Source organism: Profundibacter sp., from assembly GCF_965277155.1.
In the GTDB taxonomy this organism is placed as follows: domain Bacteria; phylum Pseudomonadota; class Alphaproteobacteria; order Rhodobacterales; family Rhodobacteraceae; genus Profundibacter.
Map to the genome: position 1 here is coordinate 21,336 of NZ_CBDIBV010000009.1, position 21,682 is coordinate 43,017.

General features: G+C 59.0%; 23 protein-coding genes and 2 pseudogenes. 9 read left to right on the forward strand and 16 right to left on the reverse strand.

Going from position 1 to position 21,682, the window contains the following annotated elements; all coding sequences use genetic code 11:
• Positions 1-100: 100 nt before the first annotated feature.
• The 8 genes from ACQY4M_RS07355 to ACQY4M_RS07390 form a co-directional block, all read right to left on the reverse strand.
• Positions 101-1,114: a major capsid protein gene (locus ACQY4M_RS07355; protein WP_428540057.1), complete on the reverse strand. Its 1,014-nt coding sequence runs from the start codon at positions 1,112-1,114 to the stop codon at positions 101-103.
• A gap of 266 nt (positions 1,115-1,380) precedes the next feature.
• Positions 1,381-2,403: an IS110 family transposase gene (locus tag ACQY4M_RS07360; RefSeq protein WP_428540060.1), complete on the reverse strand. Its 1,023-nt coding sequence runs from the start codon at positions 2,401-2,403 to the stop codon at positions 1,381-1,383.
• A 111-nt stretch (positions 2,404-2,514) separates the two neighbouring features.
• Positions 2,515-2,835, reverse strand: a complete 321-nt coding sequence (locus tag ACQY4M_RS07365) for a head decoration protein (RefSeq protein ID WP_428542677.1) — start codon at positions 2,833-2,835, stop codon at positions 2,515-2,517.
• A 3-nt stretch (positions 2,836-2,838) separates the two neighbouring features.
• Positions 2,839-3,771: a head maturation protease, ClpP-related gene (locus ACQY4M_RS07370; RefSeq protein ID WP_428542680.1), complete on the reverse strand. Its 933-nt coding sequence runs from the start codon at positions 3,769-3,771 to the stop codon at positions 2,839-2,841.
• Positions 3,772-3,784: 13 nt separating this feature from the next.
• Complete coding sequence (locus tag ACQY4M_RS07375; RefSeq protein ID WP_428542683.1) at positions 3,785-5,257, reverse strand: phage portal protein; 1,473 nt, start codon at positions 5,255-5,257, stop codon at positions 3,785-3,787.
• Positions 5,257-5,472 (reverse strand): phage head-tail joining protein, encoded by a 216-nt coding sequence (locus tag ACQY4M_RS07380; protein ID WP_428542686.1) that lies wholly within the window; start codon positions 5,470-5,472, stop codon positions 5,257-5,259. The genes ACQY4M_RS07375 and ACQY4M_RS07380 overlap by 1 nt, the downstream gene beginning before the upstream one ends.
• A gap of 2 nt (positions 5,473-5,474) precedes the next feature.
• A complete protein-coding gene (locus tag ACQY4M_RS07385; protein WP_428542689.1) occupies positions 5,475-7,442 on the reverse strand; it encodes a phage terminase large subunit family protein in 1,968 nt (655 codons plus the stop codon).
• The gene (locus ACQY4M_RS07390) at positions 7,420-8,016 is read right to left on the reverse strand and encodes a hypothetical protein (protein ID WP_428542692.1); all 597 of its coding nucleotides are present in this window, start codon (positions 8,014-8,016) and stop codon (positions 7,420-7,422) included. Before ACQY4M_RS07390 ends, ACQY4M_RS07385 begins: the two co-directional genes overlap by 23 nt.
• A 114-nt stretch (positions 8,017-8,130) precedes the next feature.
• On the opposite strand from ACQY4M_RS07390, the gene ACQY4M_RS07395 reads away from it, so the two are divergent.
• From ACQY4M_RS07395 to ACQY4M_RS07420, 6 genes are all read left to right on the forward strand, one after another.
• Complete coding sequence (locus ACQY4M_RS07395; RefSeq protein ID WP_428542695.1) at positions 8,131-9,171, forward strand: IS110 family transposase; 1,041 nt, start codon at positions 8,131-8,133, stop codon at positions 9,169-9,171.
• Between the two features lie 344 nt (positions 9,172-9,515).
• Positions 9,516-9,671 (forward strand): DUF6900 domain-containing protein, encoded by a 156-nt coding sequence (locus ACQY4M_RS07400; RefSeq protein WP_428542698.1) that lies wholly within the window; start codon positions 9,516-9,518, stop codon positions 9,669-9,671.
• Positions 9,671-9,799 (forward strand): hypothetical protein, encoded by a 129-nt coding sequence (locus ACQY4M_RS07405; RefSeq protein WP_428542701.1) that lies wholly within the window; start codon positions 9,671-9,673, stop codon positions 9,797-9,799. The genes ACQY4M_RS07400 and ACQY4M_RS07405 overlap by 1 nt, the downstream gene beginning before the upstream one ends.
• Positions 9,800-9,877: 78 nt before the next feature.
• Positions 9,878-10,894, forward strand: a complete 1,017-nt coding sequence (locus ACQY4M_RS07410; protein ID WP_428542502.1) for an IS110 family transposase — start codon at positions 9,878-9,880, stop codon at positions 10,892-10,894.
• A 444-nt stretch (positions 10,895-11,338) separates the two neighbouring features.
• A complete protein-coding gene (locus tag ACQY4M_RS07415; protein ID WP_428541272.1) occupies positions 11,339-11,569 on the forward strand; it encodes a hypothetical protein in 231 nt (76 codons plus the stop codon).
• Positions 11,566-12,072 carry a DUF3489 domain-containing protein gene (locus ACQY4M_RS07420; protein WP_428541269.1) on the forward strand — a complete coding sequence of 169 codons (507 nt, stop codon included), beginning with the start codon at positions 11,566-11,568 and terminating at the stop codon, positions 12,070-12,072. Before ACQY4M_RS07415 ends, ACQY4M_RS07420 begins: the two co-directional genes overlap by 4 nt.
• A gap of 10 nt (positions 12,073-12,082) precedes the next feature.
• Here ACQY4M_RS07420 and ACQY4M_RS07425 read toward each other — a convergent pair whose 3' ends face one another.
• The 6 genes and pseudogenes from ACQY4M_RS07425 to ACQY4M_RS07450 all read right to left on the reverse strand — a co-directional run bounded on the left by ACQY4M_RS07425 (position 12,083) and on the right by ACQY4M_RS07450 (position 16,492).
• The gene (locus ACQY4M_RS07425; RefSeq protein WP_428541266.1) at positions 12,083-12,343 is read right to left on the reverse strand and encodes a DUF7220 family protein; all 261 of its coding nucleotides are present in this window, start codon (positions 12,341-12,343) and stop codon (positions 12,083-12,085) included.
• On the reverse strand, positions 12,340-12,780 hold the full coding sequence (locus ACQY4M_RS07430) for a hypothetical protein (RefSeq protein WP_428542899.1): 441 nt from the start codon (positions 12,778-12,780) through the stop codon (positions 12,340-12,342). The genes ACQY4M_RS07425 and ACQY4M_RS07430 overlap by 4 nt, the downstream gene beginning before the upstream one ends.
• 193 nt (positions 12,781-12,973) lie before the next feature.
• Positions 12,974-13,252 (reverse strand): annotated as a pseudogene (locus ACQY4M_RS07435) (DNA cytosine methyltransferase); the annotation flags it as partial.
• A gap of 63 nt (positions 13,253-13,315) precedes the next feature.
• On the reverse strand, positions 13,316-14,266 hold the full coding sequence (locus ACQY4M_RS07440) for an IS110 family transposase (protein ID WP_428542704.1): 951 nt from the start codon (positions 14,264-14,266) through the stop codon (positions 13,316-13,318).
• A gap of 446 nt (positions 14,267-14,712) precedes the next feature.
• A complete protein-coding gene (locus tag ACQY4M_RS07445; protein WP_428542707.1) occupies positions 14,713-15,258 on the reverse strand; it encodes a group I intron-associated PD-(D/E)XK endonuclease in 546 nt (181 codons plus the stop codon).
• Positions 15,236-16,492 carry a DNA modification methylase gene (locus ACQY4M_RS07450; RefSeq protein ID WP_428542710.1) on the reverse strand — a complete coding sequence of 419 codons (1,257 nt, stop codon included), beginning with the start codon at positions 16,490-16,492 and terminating at the stop codon, positions 15,236-15,238. The genes ACQY4M_RS07445 and ACQY4M_RS07450 overlap by 23 nt, the downstream gene beginning before the upstream one ends.
• A 160-nt stretch (positions 16,493-16,652) precedes the next feature.
• Here ACQY4M_RS07450 and istA point away from each other — a divergent pair, with 160 nt between their 5' ends.
• Positions 16,653-18,032 carry an IS21 family transposase gene (istA, locus tag ACQY4M_RS07455; protein WP_428542713.1) on the forward strand — a complete coding sequence of 460 codons (1,380 nt, stop codon included), beginning with the start codon at positions 16,653-16,655 and terminating at the stop codon, positions 18,030-18,032.
• Positions 18,033-18,036: 4 nt separating this feature from the next.
• Here the strand turns inward: istA and ACQY4M_RS07460 are convergent.
• A protein-coding gene (locus ACQY4M_RS07460; protein ID WP_428542716.1) for an IS3 family transposase occupies positions 18,037-19,388 on the reverse strand; the annotation gives its coding sequence in 2 pieces (ribosomal slippage) (positions 18,037-19,050 and positions 19,053-19,388; 1,350 coding nt in all).
• A gap of 85 nt (positions 19,389-19,473) precedes the next feature.
• Between ACQY4M_RS07460 and ACQY4M_RS07465 the strand changes: the two are divergent.
• A pseudogene (locus ACQY4M_RS07465) lies at positions 19,474-19,626 on the forward strand (ATP-binding protein); the annotation flags it as partial.
• A gap of 114 nt (positions 19,627-19,740) precedes the next feature.
• Entirely contained in the window at positions 19,741-20,430 is a 690-nt protein-coding gene (locus tag ACQY4M_RS07470; RefSeq protein ID WP_428542719.1) for an ImmA/IrrE family metallo-endopeptidase, read from the forward strand.
• Positions 20,431-20,586: 156 nt separating this feature from the next.
• Here ACQY4M_RS07470 and ACQY4M_RS07475 read toward each other — a convergent pair whose 3' ends face one another.
• Entirely contained in the window at positions 20,587-21,630 is a 1,044-nt protein-coding gene (locus tag ACQY4M_RS07475; protein ID WP_428539227.1) for an IS5 family transposase, read from the reverse strand.
• Positions 21,631-21,682: the final 52 nt, after the last annotated feature.

Below are 21,682 nucleotides of genomic sequence, written 5' to 3' on the forward strand. Positions count from 1 at the left end.
CAGTTTGCAATACATCAGGGTGTCATTTGGCCCGCAGAGGCAGCCTTTGTTTATATGGGCGCTCAAAGGGCCAAATGATTCCGCGTTAACTGGAAACACCTTAGGTCCGCCGTGCACTGCGCAGCACCTGCGGGCGGGTGCAGATCGGCAGCGGGTTGGACTCAATCTCGAAGCGCACCCATTCATCGCGATCCCGATCCGGGATGGAGCGGGCGTAGAGTGGCAAGCCCAAGGTATTGACGGTCTCGAAGGTATCCGCCGGGGCGTAGTAGATTTCGAACAGGCCCTCGACGCCCTCGGGATAGAAGAACGCCTTGTCGACGGGCACCCCGAAGGCGGCATTGCCCCGGTAGCGACGGAAGTTGATGCCGCCAAAGCTGACCTCGTCGGAGACGCGCGAACGCAGGTCGGCAGCGGCGGCGGTGTTGAGATAGGTCTCGCGCACTTCTTTGTGGGCAACCAGATCGGCGAAGAAGGCCGAGCCGCATTCGGCGCGCAATTGCACGGCACCGGTGGACAATCCGCCGAGGCTATCCTCGACACTTTCGATCAGCGCCTGACAGCGCTTGCGCAGCACGCCGGAGCCGGGATTGGTGGCGGCAAGATCGAAGTTGACCTCCGCCGCCGGCGTAATCGCGAACTCGGTGAAGTAGTCGATCACGGTGGCCCCGTCCTTGGGGTCGAGCACCTTGCCCTGAATGCCGTTCAGCAGGTGATACTCAAAAGTCGCCTCGGCATCGGTGCGCAACCGGCGCAAACGCCGGGCCACTTCGGCCTGAATTTGCTGGGTCTCGCTGTCGGTGCCAAAGGCGCGGATGCCCTGGATTTCAGAGGCCCAGAGCACGTCCTGTTTCTTGAACTGGCGACAAACGAATGCCCGCACATCGCGGCGCTCCGGCACCTGTTGATCGTATGCCGAGCCGCGTTCCGAGAACGGGATCAGCGACAGGGTGCCGTCGCGGGACTCAATGACGACGGTGCGGCTTCGCACCCCGCGATCGGAGAACAGGCCGGAGCCCGAGAGGGTGGCGGGCTTGAAGGGGATGTTCTCCAGCGCGCGGGTGAGTTCGATGACCGAAAACGCATCGGTCTCGAAGATATCCATGGTGGCCATGTGTGGATGGCTCCTTTTTTGCAAGGGTTAATTTGAAGTTTTGATCATTGCGGTTGCGGTCATGTGTTCGGCCTGTTGGCGCGGTACGTTTGACCGCTGGCCCTGATGAAGTCCGCGTCGCCTGGGTCCCAATCATGGAGACGAGCTACTATGCCCGGGCTACCGATACGGGGTGTCCCGGCGGCGGTTTTCGTTGATCATCATCATTCATCTTTGCCCTCGCAACTCGGTGCGGCGAACCCGTATCCCGGTCGCTGCGATTCCTGTCAGTTGACTGCCGGGCGGCGATAAACGTCTCCGCGCAACAGCACGGCCCAGATGATGCGCGCTGTTTTGTTGGCAATGGCAACCGTGACCACACGCGCGGGCTTTTTATCAAGCAATCTGCGGATCCAGATGCCGGTGGCGCTGTCGTCGCGTCCGTCTCTGCGAATGATCGATGTGGCACCATTTACCAGCAGAGTTCGCAGATAGGGATCGCCCATTTTGGATATTCGGCCGAGCCTGTCCTTGCCTCCTGACGAATTCTGCCTTGGTACGAGCCCGAGGAAGGCCGCGAACTGGCGCCCCGACGCGAAGGCAGCCGGGTCCGGAACGCTTGCGGCCATAGCGGTTGCCGTGATGAACCCGACGCCCGGGATCGTCTGTAACCGCTGGCTCACCGCACTTTGTCGATGCCAGGCACGCAGCTGATTATCGAGCGAACGGATTTCTACGGTGAGCGTCTCAAGCTGACGGGCAAAACCCAGCAACGCCGTACGCGCGACCTCCGGCAGGTCGTCATGCTCTCCGTCCTTCATGGCCTTCGCCATTCTTACGACATGTTGCGGCCCCTGTGGCGCAATGATGCCGAATTCGGCCAGATGGCTGCGAAACGAATTGAGCATCATGGTCCGTTGCCGGATCAGCAACTTTCGCGTCCGGTGCAGCACCATGACACCCTGTTGCCCAGGCGTCTTGATCGGTACAAAGCGCATGTTCGGGCGTGTTACGGCCTCGCAGATCGCCTCGGCATCTGCCATGTCGTTCTTTTGCCGTTTGACATAGGGTTTGACATAGGCGGGCGGGATCAGCCGCACATCATGGCCGAGCGCCGCAATCTCCCGCGCCCAGAAATGGGAGGTACCGCAAGCTTCTATTCCCACAAGACAAGGCGGCAACGCGCTCATGAACTCCAGAACGGCATTGCGGCGCAATTTCTTCATCAGCACAATCTGTCCTGCAGCATCAACGCCGTGAAGCTGAAAAACAGACTTTGCCAGATCGATCCCGAGTGTTGTAATCTCCATTGTGGATGGCTCCTTCTCTTATTGGTTTGCGACAGCACCAATATGGCACATTGCGATGCCGGCGGGTGGAGCCATCCACCCCATCATGAGCGGCCTCCTTTCAAAACAGAATTAGCGGGTAAGAATGCCGACGGCGGCGAGCGCCGTATGGGCAGCGGCGATTTCCAGCGCTGTGGGCGTGCCGGCGAACACCAGATCATTGCCGTTGACGATGGCGGGGCCACGCAGCAGCACAACTGCATCCACATCGACAGCGGCCGGATCATGGGCGGCGTATTTGCCGGAGGCGGTGATTTTGCCGAGCACCGTGCCGGGCTCCAGAACCGGGGTTGCGCCGCCGGTGGCGATGGTGACGACCTCGCGGGTGTAATCGCGGAAGGCCTCCCAGACGAGGAACCCGCCAGGATGAGTGGTTTCGGTCAGAGTTGTCATTTTTTATCCTTTGCGTTTGAAGGTGCGGGCAATCACGTCGCCCCAGGGTTTGGCCTGAGGCGCGGGCCCCGGTTGCGGGTGGGAGGAGGAGATGTCGGGATCATCGGCAGCGCGGGCGTCGATCAAAGCCTTGCGGATATCCTCGAGGCTGGTCTCGGCGGACAGGAATCCCGCCGCCATTTGTGGTTGGCCGGCAAGGCGGCAGAGATCGACCACGGTCTTGGCATAGGCCATGGCCTCGTTGCGGATGGTTGCGGGGTCAGGCTCGGGGGTGGTTTTGCCCACGGGGGAAGGGTCCGGTTCAGGTTCGGGTTCCACCGAGACGGATTCATTCTTTGCCTTTACCGCCTCGATGATTTCCGGTGGCGTGTTTTGGAACCGGCTCACATCAAAGCTGGCGGCCATTTTGACCGGTTCTGCCATGGTATCGGCAAAGCCCATATCCAGTGCTTCGGCAGCATCCAGCCAGGTTTCCTTGGCCATCAGTTTCGCGATGTCTTTCTCTGCCTTGCCGGATTTCGCCGCGTAACCTCGCAGCAGGCTGGCTCCGATCTTGTCGAGGGCCTCGGCCATGGATCGCATATCAGATGCCGTGCCCATCACCATGCCCGAAGGATCATGGATCATCAGGAAGGCATTCTCCGGCATGATGATCTCATCCCCCGCCATGGCGATGTAGGAGGCGGCCGAGGCGGCAATGCCGTCGATGCTCACGGTGACATTGCCTGCGTGGCGCGTGAGCGCATTGTAGATCGCCACAGCATCAAAGACCGAGCCGCCCGGGCTGTTGAGCCGCAATGTCAGCGGGGTCTTGTCCGGCAGCTTGCCGAAGTCGGCCAGAAACGCCTTGGCCGAAACGCCGTAAGCGCCGATTTCGTCATAGATCGAGATTTCCGCGCCCTCATCGAGGGCGCAGATCGAATACCAGTTGTTCATGGTGGTTCCTTTGCTACTTTTGCTGTTCTTCGGGGTCGGCCGGTTTCATGGGCGTTGCCCGCGCGCCCTGCGTCTCGCCGGGGCTGGTGCTGTAATGAAGTCCCAAAGCGGCGGCGCGCTCGGCGTCCGCTGCATTCTCGCGGTCGATTTCCTCGATGTCATAGCCGGTGGCCTCGACCGCCTTACGCCGCGACATCAACCCGGCTTCGATCCCCAGGAGTTGCGCTTGAATGTCCTTCAGCGGATCGACCCAATCCCAGCGTGGCGGGATCCAGTGCACCGGTTTGGCCTTGGCCATGTCCGGCAGATCAAACGCACCCGACAGGGCTGCCGCCTCCAGCCAGCGCGTCCAGACCGGTCGGCAGAACTGGTGCGCCATGACACCGTGCTGCAACTGCCCGATGCGGCGGCGGAACTCGACCAGTTCGGCCCGCAGGCTGGAATAATTGGCCTGGCGCACATCGCCGGTGACCAGATGATACGGCAAGCCAAGCGAGGCCGAGATTGCCAGCAAGGTGCGATATTGAAACGCCTCGTAACCGCCGCCCACATCAGCGGGGCTGGAGAACTTGATGTCTTCGCCGGGAAGCAGGACCTGCAGGGTGCCCGGCTCGAGGCTGGCAATGCCAATGCCCTCGCCGGTATCTTCCACCTCCCCCATTAGCGCTTCTTCCGGCGCATTCTTGGTGATGAAGCCCGCGAACATCGCAGCGGTTTTCTTGCGGTCGAGCTCGGCGTCGTCATATTGATCGAGCAGAAACAGCCGCACCATCGCTGGCGCGACATGCGGCAGGCCCCTGATTTGCCCCGCATCAATGGGGCGGTAGATGTGCAGAACGTCCTCGGCGGGCACCCTTGTCGTCTCTGGGAAATCCGCACTCCGGTCCGTGCTGTCACCGGGGTGACGGCGGCGGAAATGATAGGCGACGCGCCGCCCGATCAGGTCGAACTCGATCCCGCAGCGGATGCGGTTGCCGCTCGGCGCGGTCTCGGTTTTCTCGAAGGGCAGCATTTCCGATTGCAGAAGCTGCAACTGCATCGGGACCAGCAGCCCGTCCTCGGCCCGGCGTGGCCGGATACGCACGAAACACTCCCCCGCCACGAACATCTCGCGGGCAATCATCGCCTGCAGCCCATAGAAATCGGTCAGCCCGTCGGCATCCGCCTGATCGGTCCAGGCCAGCCACAGGCGTTGGACGCGATCGCGCAACTCCCCGTCCTCGATCAGCGACGAGGGCTTGATCCCGTCGCCGACCAGATTGGCGGCGTAAGCCTCGCAAGCATTGGCGGCGTAGCCATTGGTGACGACCAGTTCGCGCGAGCGTGCCAGCAGGCGCGGCCCGCCGGAGGCCACCAGCGAGTTGATGTTTTCCAAAGGCGGTTGCCAGCCGCGAAGGCGGCGACGCGACATCGCGCCTTCAAGACGGGCGCGCACACCGCTTGGGCCGCCGGTAGGTTGGCGGCGAAGCATGTCAAACAGGCCCATTACAATCCCTTGGTCGTGGTCACGCGCACCTGCCGGATGACGCTGCGACCCTCGAGTGTGGCGATTTCCCGGTCCAGCACATCGATGGCGCGGTCGATTTCCGCGAGGCTGCGGTATTCCACCGTCTTGCCGTCATAGCTGACGCGGGCCACACCGCTCGCGCGCGCGGTCGCCAGCGCTTCGCGGCGGGTTTGCAGTTCTGCCAGTGTGGCCACATTCACCTCATGTAGTTAGAGCGCACGGAACGGCGCTGGTGTGCGGAGTGGGTGTGTCGCACAGTTTTTACCGAGCCTGTGCCTGCCTCGGCATCAGATACCGCAACCTGCCGCGCCAATTCATCCCATTGCTTGTTCGACCAACGATCCGCCCCGAGGATCCACGCCGCAGCACGGGCATAGACCCGGCAATCGAGCGCCTCGTTGCGTTCGCGCAGCTTCTGCCACTCCAGCCGGGCGAACCCGCGCTTGTTGCGCACCGTCACTAGTTGCTCGGCGACCAGTTGTTTTAGCCATTCGCTGTCGATCCAGCCCGGCAGGTGCAGGGTTCCGGGCGGATAATCCGTTCCCGCCACCAGTTCCTCGGGCGTTGGCCGCTCGAGCCGCAAAAACCGGTAGGTCTCGGACTTGAACGTCGACACCGCCACTGTCCAGAGCCGCGCCCCGCGGCGCAGGCGTTTGCCCGCAATGGTGGCATCGACAAAGGTTGGCCCCGACACCGGACTGGCGCGATTGAACCCTTCCACGCCCTTGACTGGCGCAACCTGCCCAAAACCAACCTTGCGGGCCCAGCCATAAACGGCGGGGGTTTCGTAGCCGGTGTCGATTGCCAGCCGCGCGATAGTAATCTGCGTTCCGTTGGCATGGCTCCATGTCCGGCCCAGCAATTCGGTCAACCCATTCCAGCAGGCCTCCGATCCCGGGCCACCTTCGATGACGACGTGATCGATCAACCAGCTTTCCAGCCCACGCCCCCAGGCCCAGACATCAACTTCGATCCGGTCTTTTTGCACATCCGCACCCGCCGTCAGGAACAGGGCGTTCGCGGGTACGGTGCCCGGTTTCCAGTCTTCCTTGCGATCCAGCAGCCGCTGCCATTCTGGCGCTTCGCCGCTCTCCACCCAGGTTTCCCCGAGGATGGTGTTCTTGAAGGCGCGAATGGCATCATCGGACCCCTGCGCCGCCTCCCAGCTGCGCGCGATCCGCTCCCAGCTCAGCCAGCCAACCGGCGAATAAAGTGCCGAAAGGTGATAGCCAACCGTGGTCGGGTCAGCACTTTTCGCTGTTGCCCGCCATTCGCCTGCTTCCAGCATCGCCGTCTTGTGATGCTCGGCAATCGGTTGTTTGCAGGCTTCACAATGATAGGCCGCTGTTTCAGGCTGGCCTTTCTCCCAGCGCAGCCGCTCGAACTTCAACCATTGCCACGCGCCGCAATGCGGACACGGCACGAAATACCGCCTCTGGTCCGAGGCCTCGAATTCTCGTTCGATCCGGCTCACTCCTTTTACGGTTGGCGTTGACACCAGAAACACCTTGCGCCGATGCGCGAAGGTCAGGGACCGCGCCTCGGCCAGGCTGACCGGATCGCCTTCCTCGTCGGCCGAGGCCGGATAGGCATCGACCTCGTCGAGAAAAATGTAGCGTGCAGGCGTCGAGCGCAGCCCCACGGCCGAGTTCGCGCCGGTCATAATCAGAATGCCGCCCGCGAATTCTTTCGAAAGCATAGTGTTGCCCGCATCGCGTGAACGTGAAGGACGGACCTTGTTTCGCAACACCGCGCTTTCCTCGATCAGCGGATCGATGCGTTGGCGCGAGTTTCTCTTTGCCAGTTCCACGGTCGGCTGCACCGCCAGCATCGGCCCCGGCGCGTGGGCGATCACGAAGCCGATCATGTTATTGCCCGCTTCCGTCGCACCGACCTGGGCTGCCTTCATGAACACCACCCGCTGGGCCGAATGACTGGGCGAGAGCGCATCCATGATCTCGCGCATGTAGGGCGTGCGAGTGGTACGGTAGCGCCCGGGCTCGGCCGAGGCGCGCGAGGCCAGCATCCGGTATTGATCCGCCCATTGTGATACCGTCAGATCAGCGTCGGGTTGCAGCCCTTCTGCCCAGGCGCGTAATAAATCATTACCGCCGTCAAAATCCCCGATGCCTGATGCAATGTCAGGTGATGTCAAACCGGACATGCCCACTGAGTTCTTCCAGCTGGGCACGCACATGGGTCTCGAGAATCTTCTGCATCAGGCCTGTCTCCAATGTTATGTCCTGCCCGTTTTCCGACAGCGCCGCCGACAATTCCGCCGCCATCAACGCCGCCGCCCGCGCGGGCCAGTTGATCCAGGCATCGCGTTCCTCGCGCGCCAACCGAAACACCAGCGCCTTGGCGCGGGCCTTGTCGACCAACTCGCCCTTCATCTTTTGCAGCTTCAACCGTCGCTCCTGGGTCTTCAAAACCTCATTGGCGGTCTTGGCCTGCAGGAATGTGGTGTTGCCGCCGGTGGCCGGAGCCCGCATGCCCTGTTCGCGCAGGGTTTGGCCCACGGCCGAAAGGGCGGCATCGGGCACTGGTTTCAGTTTTGCCTTTGCGGTGCCGCGCTGTTTTGACGGATCCGTCATCGCCGCGCGTTTCCGGTCCGAGGCCGCCGCATCGATCGAGCCGTCAGCATGCAAAACCAGCCGCCCTGCCGCCTTGGCCTTCTGGATCGCCCCGCGCGACAGACCCGCATGGGCGGCGTATTTCCGTTCGCTCAGGCCTTGCATATACAATCAAACCTTTCCGGATAAAGCACATGGTGTGATTGCGGCGGTTGCTCTGCAACGGCAGGCCGGATCAAGTATTCTGGCTGTACTGACACTATCATAAGGAACACACCAATGAAGTTTTTTGCTGGATTAGACGTCTCATTGAAAGAGATCGCCATTTGCGTAGTTGACGAAGCGGGCGAAGTTGTCGCGCGCGGGAGCGTATTGACCTGCCCCGAGGCCGTTGCTGCCTGGTTTGAAAAGCAGTCCATTTCGCCTGACCGGGTTATTCATGAAAGTGGACAATTATCGATCTGGTTGCAACGCGGGTTTATGAAGCTGGGCCTTTCCGCGTACTGCGTTGATGCGCGCAAGGCCCATAAGAGTCTGTCGGCCCGGCCAAACAAATCCGATGCCTCCGATGCCGAAGGCCTGGCGCAGCTTGCCCGTACGGGCTGGTTTACACCGATCCATATCCGCAGCGAGGAAGCTGACAGGCTGCGGACCCTTATCGGTGCGCGCGAAAGACTGATCAGGCTTAGAAAAGACCTTGAAGGTCATATTCGCGGTGTGCTGAAAACCTTTGGCATCCGCATGCATGGTGTTGCCAAGGGCCGGTTGCGTCAAGGTTTTCGTGATGGGCTGATCGCGGCAGGTGAGACAGACCCTGTTTTGGCCGCCATCGCGGACGGCTTTGTCCTGGCGCACGAGACTTTGTGCAGGGCTGCCGACGATATCAACCGTGCCCTGACAAAACGCGCCCGGTCCAGTGACGTCGCGCGGCGCTTGATGACGGTTCCGGGAGTGGGACCGATTGTTGCCCTCAACTTCATGGCCCTGATAGATGACCCAAACCGGTTCCGGCGCACGGCAAATGTCGGTGCCTTTCTTGGCTTGACGCCCAGGCGGTACCAATCCGGAGAAATGGACTGGTCGGGAAGAATATCGAAAAGCGGTGACAGCACAATGCGAAGTCTTCTGTTCGAGGCCGCCTCCAGTCTGATCCGCAGAGTGCGCCGGTTTTCTCCCCTAAAATCCTGGGCTGTCCGGCTGTCCGGTCGAAGAGGTGTTCGCAAAGCCGCTGTCGCCTCAGCCCGCAAGATCGCAGTGTTGATGTTGACATTGTGGAAAAACGGAACCGACTTTCAATGGACAAAGGAGGCTGCCTCTTAAACAAGTTTCCGCTGCCTGACAGGCGGAATGCGAAGTCCCTCGGGACGGAGGCTGATTGATCTCGCAATAACAGTTGGGATGTAGCCACAAACTGCTCACCCCGCAAAGCACATTCAGAGACGATCTGTCACCGAACGCCATTATGAGGCGCGGGAAACCAACGACCTCGGAGAGAACCATGACCCCGGACGGACACGAAATTTTTGCTTTACATGGCCGCAATCAGAGAACTGTTATTGCTTCGATTATCGTTGATTAGACAAGCGATAAGAGCGATTCTGATGACAACGAAAAGGAGCCAGACCATGACAACCAAAACAAACTAAGCCGCCCCCGCCGACCTGATGACCGGCATTGCCAAAAAGCACCTCTTCATCGAGACGCTGGAAGAGCGTAAAAGCGACAGCCTCGATTTCCACGAGGTTTCGGTCTGGGGCGTCCAAGCCGCCCTTGAAGCCGCCTACGCCGCAGGGCTGGCCGCCGCACGGGAGGCAAAATGATGACCCGCAGCAATGACAAGGCATTCGCCGCCTTCCTGACCCGCAAGGCCGAGATCGACACCATGCTTGCCCGCCTGCAGGCCCTGAGCGACGAGCATTTCCAGGCCAACCCTGACGAGGTCCACTGATGGCGTGGATGGCCCCTGCTTCCGTCAACTCACTATGGCAAAGTGAGGGCCGTAGAAGTGCTTCACAAGGAGAGGATCATGAACAAGAAACTACAAGCAGAGGCTATCGTCACCGTCGGCCTCGACATTGCCAAGAATGTTTTTCAGGTGCACGGCATTGATATACAAGGGCAAGTGATTGTCCGACGCCAGTTGCGCCGCAGCCAGGTTCTTTCATTCTTTAGGCTGCTGAATTCCTGTCTGATTGGCATTGAGGCCTGCGCCGGAGCCCACTTCTGGGCGCGTGAGCTGACACGTCTGGGCCATAATGTGCGTCTGATGCCACCTTCTTATGTCAAGCCCTACATCAAGCGTCAAAAGACGGATGCCGCAGATGCGGAAGCAATATGCGAGGCTGTAACCCGGCCGACCATGCGCTTTGTGCCAGCCAAGACCGAAGAACACCAAGCCATCTTGATGCAACACCGCACCCGCGATATTCTGGTCCGGCAGGTCACGCAGATCGTCAATGCCATCCGCTCGCATCTGGCTGAATTCGGAATTGTTGCGCCTGTTGGCGTACAAAATGTCGACCGTCTGCTTGAGGCAGCCGCAGAGCTTCCAGAACAAGCTGGCGTTGCATTCGATCTCCTTTCCCGGCAGTTCCATGAGACCCGTGATCGGGTTGCCGAAATCACCCGCCAAATTGAGATTTCCCAACGGCAAGACCCAACTGCACGTCGCCTGACCACGATCCCCGGTGTCGGGGTGCTGACTTCCAGCGCGATTACCGCGACAACGCCGGATGTGTCGCAGTTCCGCTCAGCACGCGACTATGCGGCATGGATCGGCCTTACCCCCAAACAGAATTCAAGCGGCGGTCGGGAACGGATGGGTGGCATATCGAAAATGGGTGACCGGTATATTCGACGGTTACTTTATCTTGGCGCTCTGGCGCGTATCCGCACACGACGCCGGCGTGGGGAAGGCGATGATTGGATCTGGCAATTGCTGAAGAGAAAGCCGGTGAAGGTGGTGGCGATTGCCATTGCGAACAAAATGGCCCGAACGATCTGGGCGTTGTTGAAATCCGGCCAAAGCTACCGGCCCGCATAAATTGACCAAAACACAATAGCCGGGCCCGCCCGGCTTCCGAGACGGCAAGGCGCAAAGTGAGGTGATGGCAAAAGGCAATAAACGTATCAGGACACCCCGTGTGGCCCCAAGCGATACGATCGCGTTCCACTGATTGGACCTGATACATGCGGACTTCATCAAGGCGCGCAGAAATACATCTGCAAACAGACGCCGAATACATGGCCGCGAAACGCCAGTTGCAGTACCAATTTTGTACTTGCCCAGCAGGGGCCATCCATACATGGGGCCATGTTGGCGATCTGGCCAGACATGTCAAAGAACCTGCGCGAGATTTTGACCGCGCCTTTCAGGAGGGCGAATACGCCGAATAACTCACGGCCTTTCCTGCCCGCCCCGCCATGCGCGGGGCTTCAGGCGGTAGTAGGGCTGCGATGGTTGCCGCCCAAAACACGGAGACGAACGATGTTTTACCAGAAACTCCTTCATGAACTTGCGCCCGACCTGAACCCCGCCGGAGTCGAGGCCTCCATGCGCCTGCAATACGGCACCCTCAACCATCTGCCCCGCGAGGTTTTCGCGGAGGAAGCCAAACTGGCTGCCGACTGCGAGCGCCAATCGCCCGGATTTCTGCGCCGCACCGCCGAAAGCTTCGGCATGGCGGATGAATTCACCGCATGGGAGGTCAAGGCATGAGCAAGCTGACCGAAACCCAGACCCTCATCCTGTCGCGTGCGTCGCAACAGGCTGATCGTATTGCCCTGCCGCTGCCGGACCGGCTGCGGGGCGGGGCCGCCAACAAGGTGATCGTACCGCTGATCAAACGCGGCCTCTTGGACGAAGTCGAGGCCGACATTCGCAAGGGCGAACCGACATGGCGCAAGACTGGTGATGGCCACGGCACCACGCTGGTCATTACCGATGCGGGGCTGGCGGCCATTGGAGTCGAGACGGAAACTCCGCAACCTGATCCGGCACCGGCCAAGCCGAAACCCCGCTCCAGCACCAAACAGGCCATGCTGATCGAAATGCTCGAAGCCCCCGACGGTGCAACGATCGCCGAGATTACCGCAGCCACCGGATGGCAACCGCATACGGTTCGCGGAGCCATATCGGGTGCGCTGAAAAAACGCCTTGGGCTGACCATCAGCTCCGAGAAAGTCGAGGGGCGCGGGCGAACTTACAAAATCGCATCCTGACCCATGCCATTCATTGTCGCCGCCGCTCCATCGGGGCGGCGGTGTTCCGTTTTCCCATACGAACCCGAAGCGCTTCGAAAACCCGCCGCAGCGTGAACGATCTGGCGATACTCACCACGGTGAAGACCAAACCAAGTTTCAGGTTCTGGGTCAGCGTCGTGTGCAAACCAAACACCGGAAACACCAGCATCTGGGTGATCACGGCCACCCCGTAGCCCACCACGACATTGGCGATGGCTTCCACCAACGACATGGTGCGTGATTGTTTCATTGCGCCGCCTCGTCAGCCATCATTACTGAACCGAGCCGCAAGAATTCTGAACGCATGTGCTGCAACCAGGGGGACCACGCCGTTGCCGCAAAGGCGAAGCCGGTCCACCCTGTGGGCCAGCCCATCAGCGCCTCGACGAACAGAGGGTTCAAGCTGCGGCGCTGATCCGAGGTAGTCTCGCCATCCCCCGAGATCGTCAGGGCCTGGCGGGAATACACGGCGAAATTCGCCAGCTGGTCCATGTGATTGCGCGCCGGGGGCTGCTGTTTCACATGCTCGGGGCTGTTCGTTCCCTTCCAGTCCCGCGCCAGCGGTGTCGGCCACAGCGGGTGGTGCGACCACATACCCGCCACATGGGTCAGATCGGCGGAGCGGCGGTTGCCGCCGCTGGGCTTGCAGCCATCGCTCGCCATCGGGGTCGGCCAGTCCCGCGCCATGCGGTCCAGCCCCTTTTCGTTCTTGCGCGCTCCACTCCGCGTGCGGAAACTGTCGGTCTGGGGCGTGGGCCACATCGCCGCCTTGGTCGCCAGATTCATCCCGTGCTTGCCGGCCAGTTGCGACGGCGTCGGTCTGGTCTGCCGGTTTTCGTTCGCGCTGGCGCGTGGTGTCGGCCAGTTGGTTTCGCCGAGCGAGGATGAACAGCCGCTGGCGCTTGTGCGGCGCGCCGACTTCTGCCGCTGTAAACAATCCTTCCGTAACGTCGTAGCCCAGGCCTTCCAGCTCGCCTCTGACCTCGCGATAACCGAGGTTGAGATGATTGGCGACGTTTTCCAGAAACACCCATTCGGGGTGGCATTCCGCGATGATCCGCGCGAAATGTGGCCATAAATGGCGGGGATCCTCCGCGCCTTGGCGCTTCCCCGCGACGCTGAAAGGTTGACATGGATAGCCTCCAGTGAGGATATCCACCGTGCCACGCCAAGGGCGGCCATCGAAGGTGGTAATGTCGTCCCAGCACCTGTGTTCCAGATGTCAACTGACTTTGGTACGCCACGGTCGGTTCTCCCTGACTAGGGCGTTCAGGATTGTGACGAGCTTGCGTAGAACGGCGACAAGCGCGACTTTGGCAGGTTTTCCGTTTTCGACCAATCGTTGGTAAAACGATTTTAGCGGGCCATTGACCCTGATCGCTGACAGTGCAGACATGTAGAGAATTTTGCGTAATGCCGTACGCCCCCCTCTAATTGCCGGGTTTCCACGCAGAGTGCCGCTTTCACGATTGAATGGCGCAACCCCGATCAGACTGGCTGCCTGCTTCGGAGAGCACATTCCCAGCTCGGGCATGCTGGCGATGAGGGAAATAGCCGTCAGATCCCCTACACTCGGCACGGACTTGAGGATCGTGAAGCGGGCAGCCAAGGCGGGATCTGCTTCGATGATACCCCGCATGGCTGTATCAATCTCTTCATTTTGTCGTTTCAGCAGAGCAAGTTTCTCTAAACCCTGACGACGCAAATCCTTTTCGACCTGGACGGAGTTCTGGTTAGAGATCATGGTTTGAAGGCGGGTATTCTGATTGCGAGCGACCATCAGATCCTCAAGTCTTTGAAGATGCTCGGGTTTTGGCTGCGTTGTCAGCGCGTGGCCTTCGGAACCAAAGAACGCGAGTGTGCGGGCATCAATGCTGTCTGTCTTGGCCAGCTGGCCTTTGAACGCCGCGAATTGATGGGCACGGAAAGGGTTCACAACAGCGACGGGAAGGCCCCGGGCATGGAGCGCGCGCGCACAGGCGCGGTGATACCGGCCCGTGGCTTCCAGGATGATCTGACGCGGATCAAGAGAAACCAGCTTTCGTGCGAGTTTCTTATGGCCGCTCTTGTCATTGCGAACTTGAAGGCTTGTTCCGGTCGGATGGACGTAAACATCCAAATGATTCTTGCTAACATCTATGCCCACATAGATTGCCTTGTCGGGGTTTGTCATTGGTCTTCTCCTACTCTTATGGATTCGGGATTGAGTCCCGGTCACCTGTTCAGGACGGCAGACCAAAACGGCGGGCGATCATGCTGGGACCCGGCTCTCAAAACCAAGACAGGATGTCGATCCGCCCGCCGCTGCCGACGCATGTGGGTTAATGGACAAGGCTACACCTTTGCCCATAATCCCACATGTACATCAGCAACCTCAATTCTCCGAATTCTTGTCAATGACAAACATATAAGACAGGTGCTTTATCCAGGGCCTTGTCTTCCATCCGCGCCACGAGGGTGGCCGCAGCATAGCTTTCCCGCTCGACGTAACACACAGTTCGATACCCGGGGCATGCCAGGCGCAAGCCGAGGTCGATCCCGCCAGCTCCGGCGCAGAGCGACAGGCCAAAGAACAGGTCTGCGGCTCCGGAAGTGTCTCCGGAGGGATGAAAAGCCAGCTCATTCGGCAATTCCAAAACTCTCTGACAAACCGATCCGCTCCAAGGCAGTCCGGAAACTTGCGGTATTGAATTCGCGGTTCAGTGAACCGCTTTGCAAGTAGCTTTCGCCTGGGACACGCAGAGCAATTGTTTGATTTGGGCAATCCTTGGCGGGCAAATACGCGATGGCCTGACGATCCAGTGCGACCAGCGCATACATATCAAAGGCATTTTTCGGGTAACGCCGGTTTCCCCCCTTTCCGGCTCTGCGCAGTTGGAAAAAATACCCCGGTGTGACCCGTGTTTTGGGATCGTGGTTTTTAGGTTTGCGTGTCGCCTTGACCTGAACCCGCAGAAACCGGCCCCCGATATCAACGAGAATATCGTAGGCCAGCCCCTGGTCGCTGAGAAATGCACGGTAGCCGCTCAGGATCAGATCAGCGCAGACCAGATGTTCAGCCGCCTTGCCGATTTCGAGGTCATCACTGCACTCCGAAGTTTCGCGGATGCGTCGACCGTTATCGGGGGCGAGCCCGAGATGTTCAAACAGCGATTTCTGCATCATCGCTGTTTTTCTGATTTTGGATTTCGGAATAGGTCATTTTTGCCTCGGCATGCATGGCCTCAAGACCTGTCAGCCGTTGCCAACGTTCGACAATCACATCGACATATTTTGGATCAAGCTCCAGCAACGCGGCCTTGCGCCCCGTGTTTTCAGCCGCAATCAGGGTCGTGCCGCTGCCGCCGAACGGGTCAAACACAAGGTCACCCTTGCGGCTGGAATTTTGAATGGCGCGTTCCACAAGGCTGACTGGCTTCATGGTCGGGTGCAGGTCATTCTTGGTCGGGCGATTGATGTTCCACACATCGCCCTGATCGCGCGCCCCGCACCAGCGGCGTTTCACACCTTCGGGCCAGCCATAAAGGATTGGCTCGTATTGGCGCTGGTAATCGGACCGGCCAAGCGTGAACCGGTTCTTGGCCCAGATCACAAAGGTAGACCAATGCCCGCCTGCTTTGGTGAAGGCGGCTTGCAACGTGTGCAATTCGCTCGAGGACATGCAGATGTAAACCGCACCATTTGTATGGGTGTTGATCAGCACGCAGGCGTCATAAAGGAACTGGCCAAACGCATCGCCAAGCGCATCGTTCTTGATCCGACGCCCCTTGCCAGCCTGTTCCGCCCCTGCGCCTCCGGCGTAATCGACGTTATAGGGCGGGTCGCAAAAACAGAGATTTGCCTTGGCACCATCCAGCACCCGTTCCACATCCGTGGCCACCGTAGCATCCCCGCAAAGCAGGCGGTGATTGCCCAGCACCCAGAGATCGCCCGGTCGGCTGACCGGCTCCTCGGGTGCTTCGGGAATGTCATCCTCGCCCTCTGTGTCGGTTTCGCCCTCAAGGCCGGACAGCAGGCCGTTCAATTCCTCGTCGGTAAAACCGGTCAACTCCAGATCATAATCCGCGTCCAGCAGATCGCTCAATTCAAGGTTCAGCAGATCTTCCATCCACTCGGCGTTTTCCGCCGAGCGGTTGTCCATGATCCGGAACGCCTGTGCCTGCGTTTCGCTCAGCCCCTTGGCGATATGCACCGGCGCTGTTTTCAGGCCCAACTGCTGCGCCGCCGCAAGCCGGGTGTGACCGGCCAGAATGATCATGTTCTCGTCAACCACGATCGGCTGCCGCCAGCCAAACTCGGCGATCGAGGCGGCAACCGTGGCGATGGCTTTTTCGTTCTGGCGCGGGTTGCGCGCATAGGGAATGATCTGCCCGAGAGGCAGTTCGATCACGTCCATCATATTTCCTTGGGTTGATGCGCCGAAGCGAAACGTCTCGGCGTGTGTGTGAATCGGCGTGCAAAACTGACCCACTTGGGTGGGTTATGAGCGAGTAAAATTGACCCACCTGTTTCGTTAACATCCGCGCAAAATTGTGCGGAGGAAAGAGCAGGTCTTATTGATGGAAAGCGTATCGAAGATCCGGCGCTGGGTGCTGGTTGAAGGGCGCAGCATCCGGTCTGTGGCGCGGGCGACGGGACTGTCGCGGAACACGATCAAGAAGTATTTGAAGGACGAGAATCCGCCGAGCTACCAGCGCCATGCGCCGCCAGTTCGGCACAAACTGTGCAATGGGTTTGATCTTCGGCTGCAGGAACTGTTTGATCAGGACTCGAGGCGACCACGCCGGGAGCGGCGGACGGCCCAGAAGCTATACGAGCAGCTTGTGGCAGAGGGCTATACCGGGTCCTATTCGCCGGTTCAGCGTTTTGTTCGTGAGTTGAAGCGCGCCGGGGCCTGTTCGGGAGATGCGTTTATCCCGCTGCATTTTGCGGCGGGTGACGCGCTGCAATTTGACTGGAGCGAAGAACGGGTCGTACTGGGTGGTGTCGAGCAGAAGGTGAAGGTCGCTCATTTCCGCCTGTGTCACAGCCGCAAGCCTTTCGTGATTGCCTATCCCGGTGAAGCCCAGGAGATGGTGCTGGATGCTTTCGTGCAGGCGCTGTCCTTTTACGGAGGCGTTCCGCGCAGGGTGATCATCGACAACCCCAAGACCATGGTGACCTACGTTTCGCGCTCGAAGGAGCGGATATTCCATCCCCGGTTCCTGGCCTTGATGAACCACTATGTGATGGAGCCGGTGGCCTGCACGCCCGCTGCGGGCTGGGAGAAGGGACAGGTCGAGAACCAGGTCCAGTTCTTGCGGGGCCGGTTGTTCGTTCCCGAACCGGCCTTTGATGATCTCGAGGCGCTGAACGCGTGGCTGCGTCTGCGTTGCGAAGATCTGGCAGAGCGTCCCCATCCCGAGCAGCAGGATCGCACGATTACCGAAGTGTTCGAAGACGAGCGCGCCGAACTGCGCCCCCTGGGTCGGGCCTTCGACGGCTACGTGGAAAAGACCGTCCGTGTCCGCTCCACCTGCCTGGTTCAATATGCCAGCAATCGCTACAGCGTGCCCTCCCGCTTTGCCGGGCATCATGTGTCGCTACGCGCCTATGCCGGCCGGATCGTGGTGGTCTCCGGTCAGGATGTGATTGCCGAGCACAGGCGTCATTTTACCCGCAATATCAGCTATTTCGAGCCCTGGCATTACGTTCCCCTGCTGGACCGCAAGCCTGGTGCCCTGCGCAATGGCGCCCCCTTTGTGGGCTGGGAACTGCCCGAGGCCATGCATCGGATCAGGGAACATTACATGGCTGGTAAAGGCGGGGATCGGGAGTTCGTCGACCTGCTCCTGCTGGCACAGGATCACGGGATCGAGGTGGTCGAGACGTGTCCGTCGTCATATAAAATGGGACATCAGAGCGGTTTGAGATTTGGAGGCTCTGGTTCGTTTGTGTGATTGATTATGCAGCTTGTTTTTGATGTTGCAAGCGGCGTTGTTGGATTGTCTGTTTCTTGATCTTTTCCCTTTCTCTGATGATGGTTTTGTCACGCCCAAAATAGACGTCGGCGGGCGTGACGTTGTTTAGGCTCTCGTGGTACCGTTCGTTATTGTAGAATTCGACGAAGGCCTCAATCTGGCGTTCCAGATCGCCGGGCAGGTAGTAGTTTTCCAGTAAGACCCGGTTCTTCATGGTCTGGTGCCAGCGCTCGATTTTGCCTTGAGTTTGTGGATGGAACGGGGCTCCGCGAACGTGACCCATTTTATGATCATCCAGCCAGTCGGCCAGATCACCCGAGATGTAACAGGACCCATTGTCACTGAGCAGGCGTGGCATGTGCCGCACAACCGCCTGGTCGCATCCTGACGCTGCCAGAGCCAGCTCAATCGTATCAGTCACATCCTCGGCCCGCATGTTGGTGCAGAGCTTCCACGAGATGATATAGCGGCTGTAATCATCCAGGATCGTGCTGAGATAATACCAGCCCCAACCGATGATCTTGAAGTAGGTGAAGTCGGTCTGCCACATCTCATTGATGGCGGTGGTTTTGTCCGTGAACTCGTCAGCGGCCTTGATTACCACATAGTCTGGTGCAGTGATCAGATCAGCAGCCTTCAGAATGCGGTAAGCCGATGATTCAGAGATAAAATATCGCTTCTCATCGGTGTATTTGACAGCCAATTCCCGTGTCGTAAGCGCCTCATGTTCCAGTGCGAACTCGATCAGGTCATCACGCCTGTCTTGAGGGATGCGGTTCCAGACAGACTTGGGCCGGGGTGAGCGATCCGCCAACGCATCAAGACCACCTTCGACATAAGCATCATACCAACGGTAAAATGTGGTGCGCGCAATACCCAGCATGTCGAGGGTTTGCTTCACAGGCAGATGTGATTTTTCAACGGTGTCGATAATCGACAATTTCTCAGATGCAGGATATCTCATTCCTCGTACCCCCCAGCCCCTGTCATGCTTTTTTTGAGCAGGCGGTTTTCAATGGTCAGATCGGCTACGCATTCTTTCAGGGCCATAGATTCCGAACGCAACTCTTTGACTTCTGGTGATGTCGCCTGACGAGCAGTGTCGCCAGAAAGTCGCCGCTTGCCTGCTTCGAGGAATTCTTTGGACCAGCTATAATACAGGCTTTCCGCAATGCCCTCACGACGGCACAGCGCGGATATGCTTTCCTCTCCTCGAAGGCCCGCTAAGACAATGCGGATCTTCTCCTCGGCAGAATAGGTTTGTCTGGGTTTGCGGCGGATATTCTTTACCAGCTTATCTGCCGCTGCTTTACTCGTTCCGGATTTCTTGTTCATCTTCACTCCTTGACGGTTACGATGAACCAGAAATCCTCCGTTAGCTAAACCTTAAATCTGTCCCACGAGTGCTGACGTCAGACAAACCAACCTTGAGTTCGGTGAATGGGTCTCGGTCTTCGGGGATGCCAAGATGACAACCGCCCTTCTGGATCGCGTCACTCATCACTGCAACATCATCGAAACCGGCAATACCTCATACCGGTTCGCCCAGAGTAAACGCCGTAGAAAAAACTAGCCGTTCCGCAAGCAAAGCCCCCAGACGGACTCGCTACATGAAGGCGGCCCGACTGGGGGCTTTGCGCCACAAAGGGGGGGGCAAATTTAAATGCCGAAACCGGGTCAGTTTTAAATGCTCATTGACACGCTTGCGCACGAATTCGGGCATTACATGCTGCACAGGCCTCAGCTGTCCAAACTCGACTATAAGGACGGTCAGCTTATTCGCGAGTGCGATTTCGAATGTCAGCCCATGCAGATGAACACTTGGAAAAGCGCTGAGAAAGTCAGGGAGGAGGAGGCCGACACCTTCGCGTCGTTTCTGTTGATGCCGCTTGATGACTATCGCGAGCAGGTGGGGCGCCAGGAAATGACACGCGATCTTCTGGGGCACATTACAGATCGGTACGGCGTTTCGCTGATGGCCGCGATCCGAAAATGGATCGAGTTCACCGATACACGTGCCGCCATGGTGGTCACAACGGATGGTTTTGCCCTCTGGGGACGAGCCAGTAAGGCAGCCTACAAGAGCGGTGTTTTCATCAGATCCGGTATGCCGATTCCAGAAGCTGCTATAGCGGGGAAAGGGCCCAGCGGCATCGCATCAGATCAGGACAAGGCCATTTGCCTTCCGGCTGGGGTCTGGAATTTCAGCCGAGGGAGCGAGCCCGTACGCGAGTTGGCGTTCTTTTCCCAACGCCTCGGGATCTGCATTTCGCTACTTTTGTTTGATGGCGACCCCTATGCGGCCAATTTCGAGGAAGAAGAACCCGCCGATACCTTTGACCATTTCGGCAATGGCAACCGCCTTTGGAGAGCTTGAAGTATGGGAACCTCTGTAAATTCCCGTTTTCGCCTTCTTCGCGGCGGGGTGGACGGTTTTTCGCCTGTCCCGCCTGATTGCTTCGGATCATAAACCCATTTTCACCGGTTTCAAGCCGGTTTTGGGTATTTCAGGCACACCTCACCCCATGAACCCTTATCCCGGCGCCGCCAGGCCGCATTCGAACTGGACGAAGCGCTTCATGTTGTAGACCAGGTTCATCATCCCGATGCGAAATCGCGCCCGCTTCAGGCCGATGGAGCGGATCAGCTTGCCGCCCATGGAGCGCTCCTGAAAAGCGAATACATGCTCGACCCGGACCCGCACTTTCGAGCGCCTCCGGTTGGCCTTTTGCTGGCGCTCGCCAAGCGGCTTGCCGCGCCTGCCCTTGTGATGGATATGGCTGTGAAGCCCCCGCTCTTCCAGCTCGCTTTCGATCTTTTGCGAGCGATAGGCGCTGTCGGCCCACAGGTCCGATGAGGTGTTGCTCGCATCAATCAGACCGGCAAGCGCCTGGCTGTCATGCACGGCGGCATCGGTGACATCATAAGCGCGGATGAATTTGTGCCGCCGGTCGACATTGATGTGGTTCTTGTAGCCGTAATAGCTCTTGCCGTGCTTCTTCGTCCAGCGCGCATCCACGTCCTTCTGGCGCTTCTTGTGGGGTTTTTCCTCCCACTCTTCAGGCGTTTCGCCCGCCTTGATTTTCTCGTTCTCGTCCCTTTTGTTGTGCTGGCGCGGCGCCGGAACGATGCTCGCATCAACAATCTGCCCGCCCATCGCCAGATAGCCCTTTTCGCGCAGAAAGGCATCGAACTTGTCAAACAGCTCCTTCATCTTCCCGGCCCCGGCCAGCCTTTCACGGTAGGCCCAGATGGTCTTGGCGTCAGGTACGCTGTCTTCAATGCCAAGGCCGAGAAACCGCATGAACGACAGGCGGTCGCGGATCTGATACTCGATCTGATCGTCAGAGAGGTTGTAGAGCTGCTGCAAAACCATCGTCTTGAATATCAGCACCTCATCCCAAGGCGGGCGGCCAGCGTTGGATTTGCGCTGTTCGGGCGGCGTGCGCCATATGGCCTTCAGCTCGTCCCGGTAATCCTCGAACGGCACCATGTCGTTGAGCAACACCAGCGGATCACCAGATTTGTCCAGTCCCGCGTATCGGCTGGAAAGATCAAAAAATCCCATCTGACCCATGACAAAACCCCGTCGGTCGAATCATTTTCATCCTGATGACGATTCTACCCCG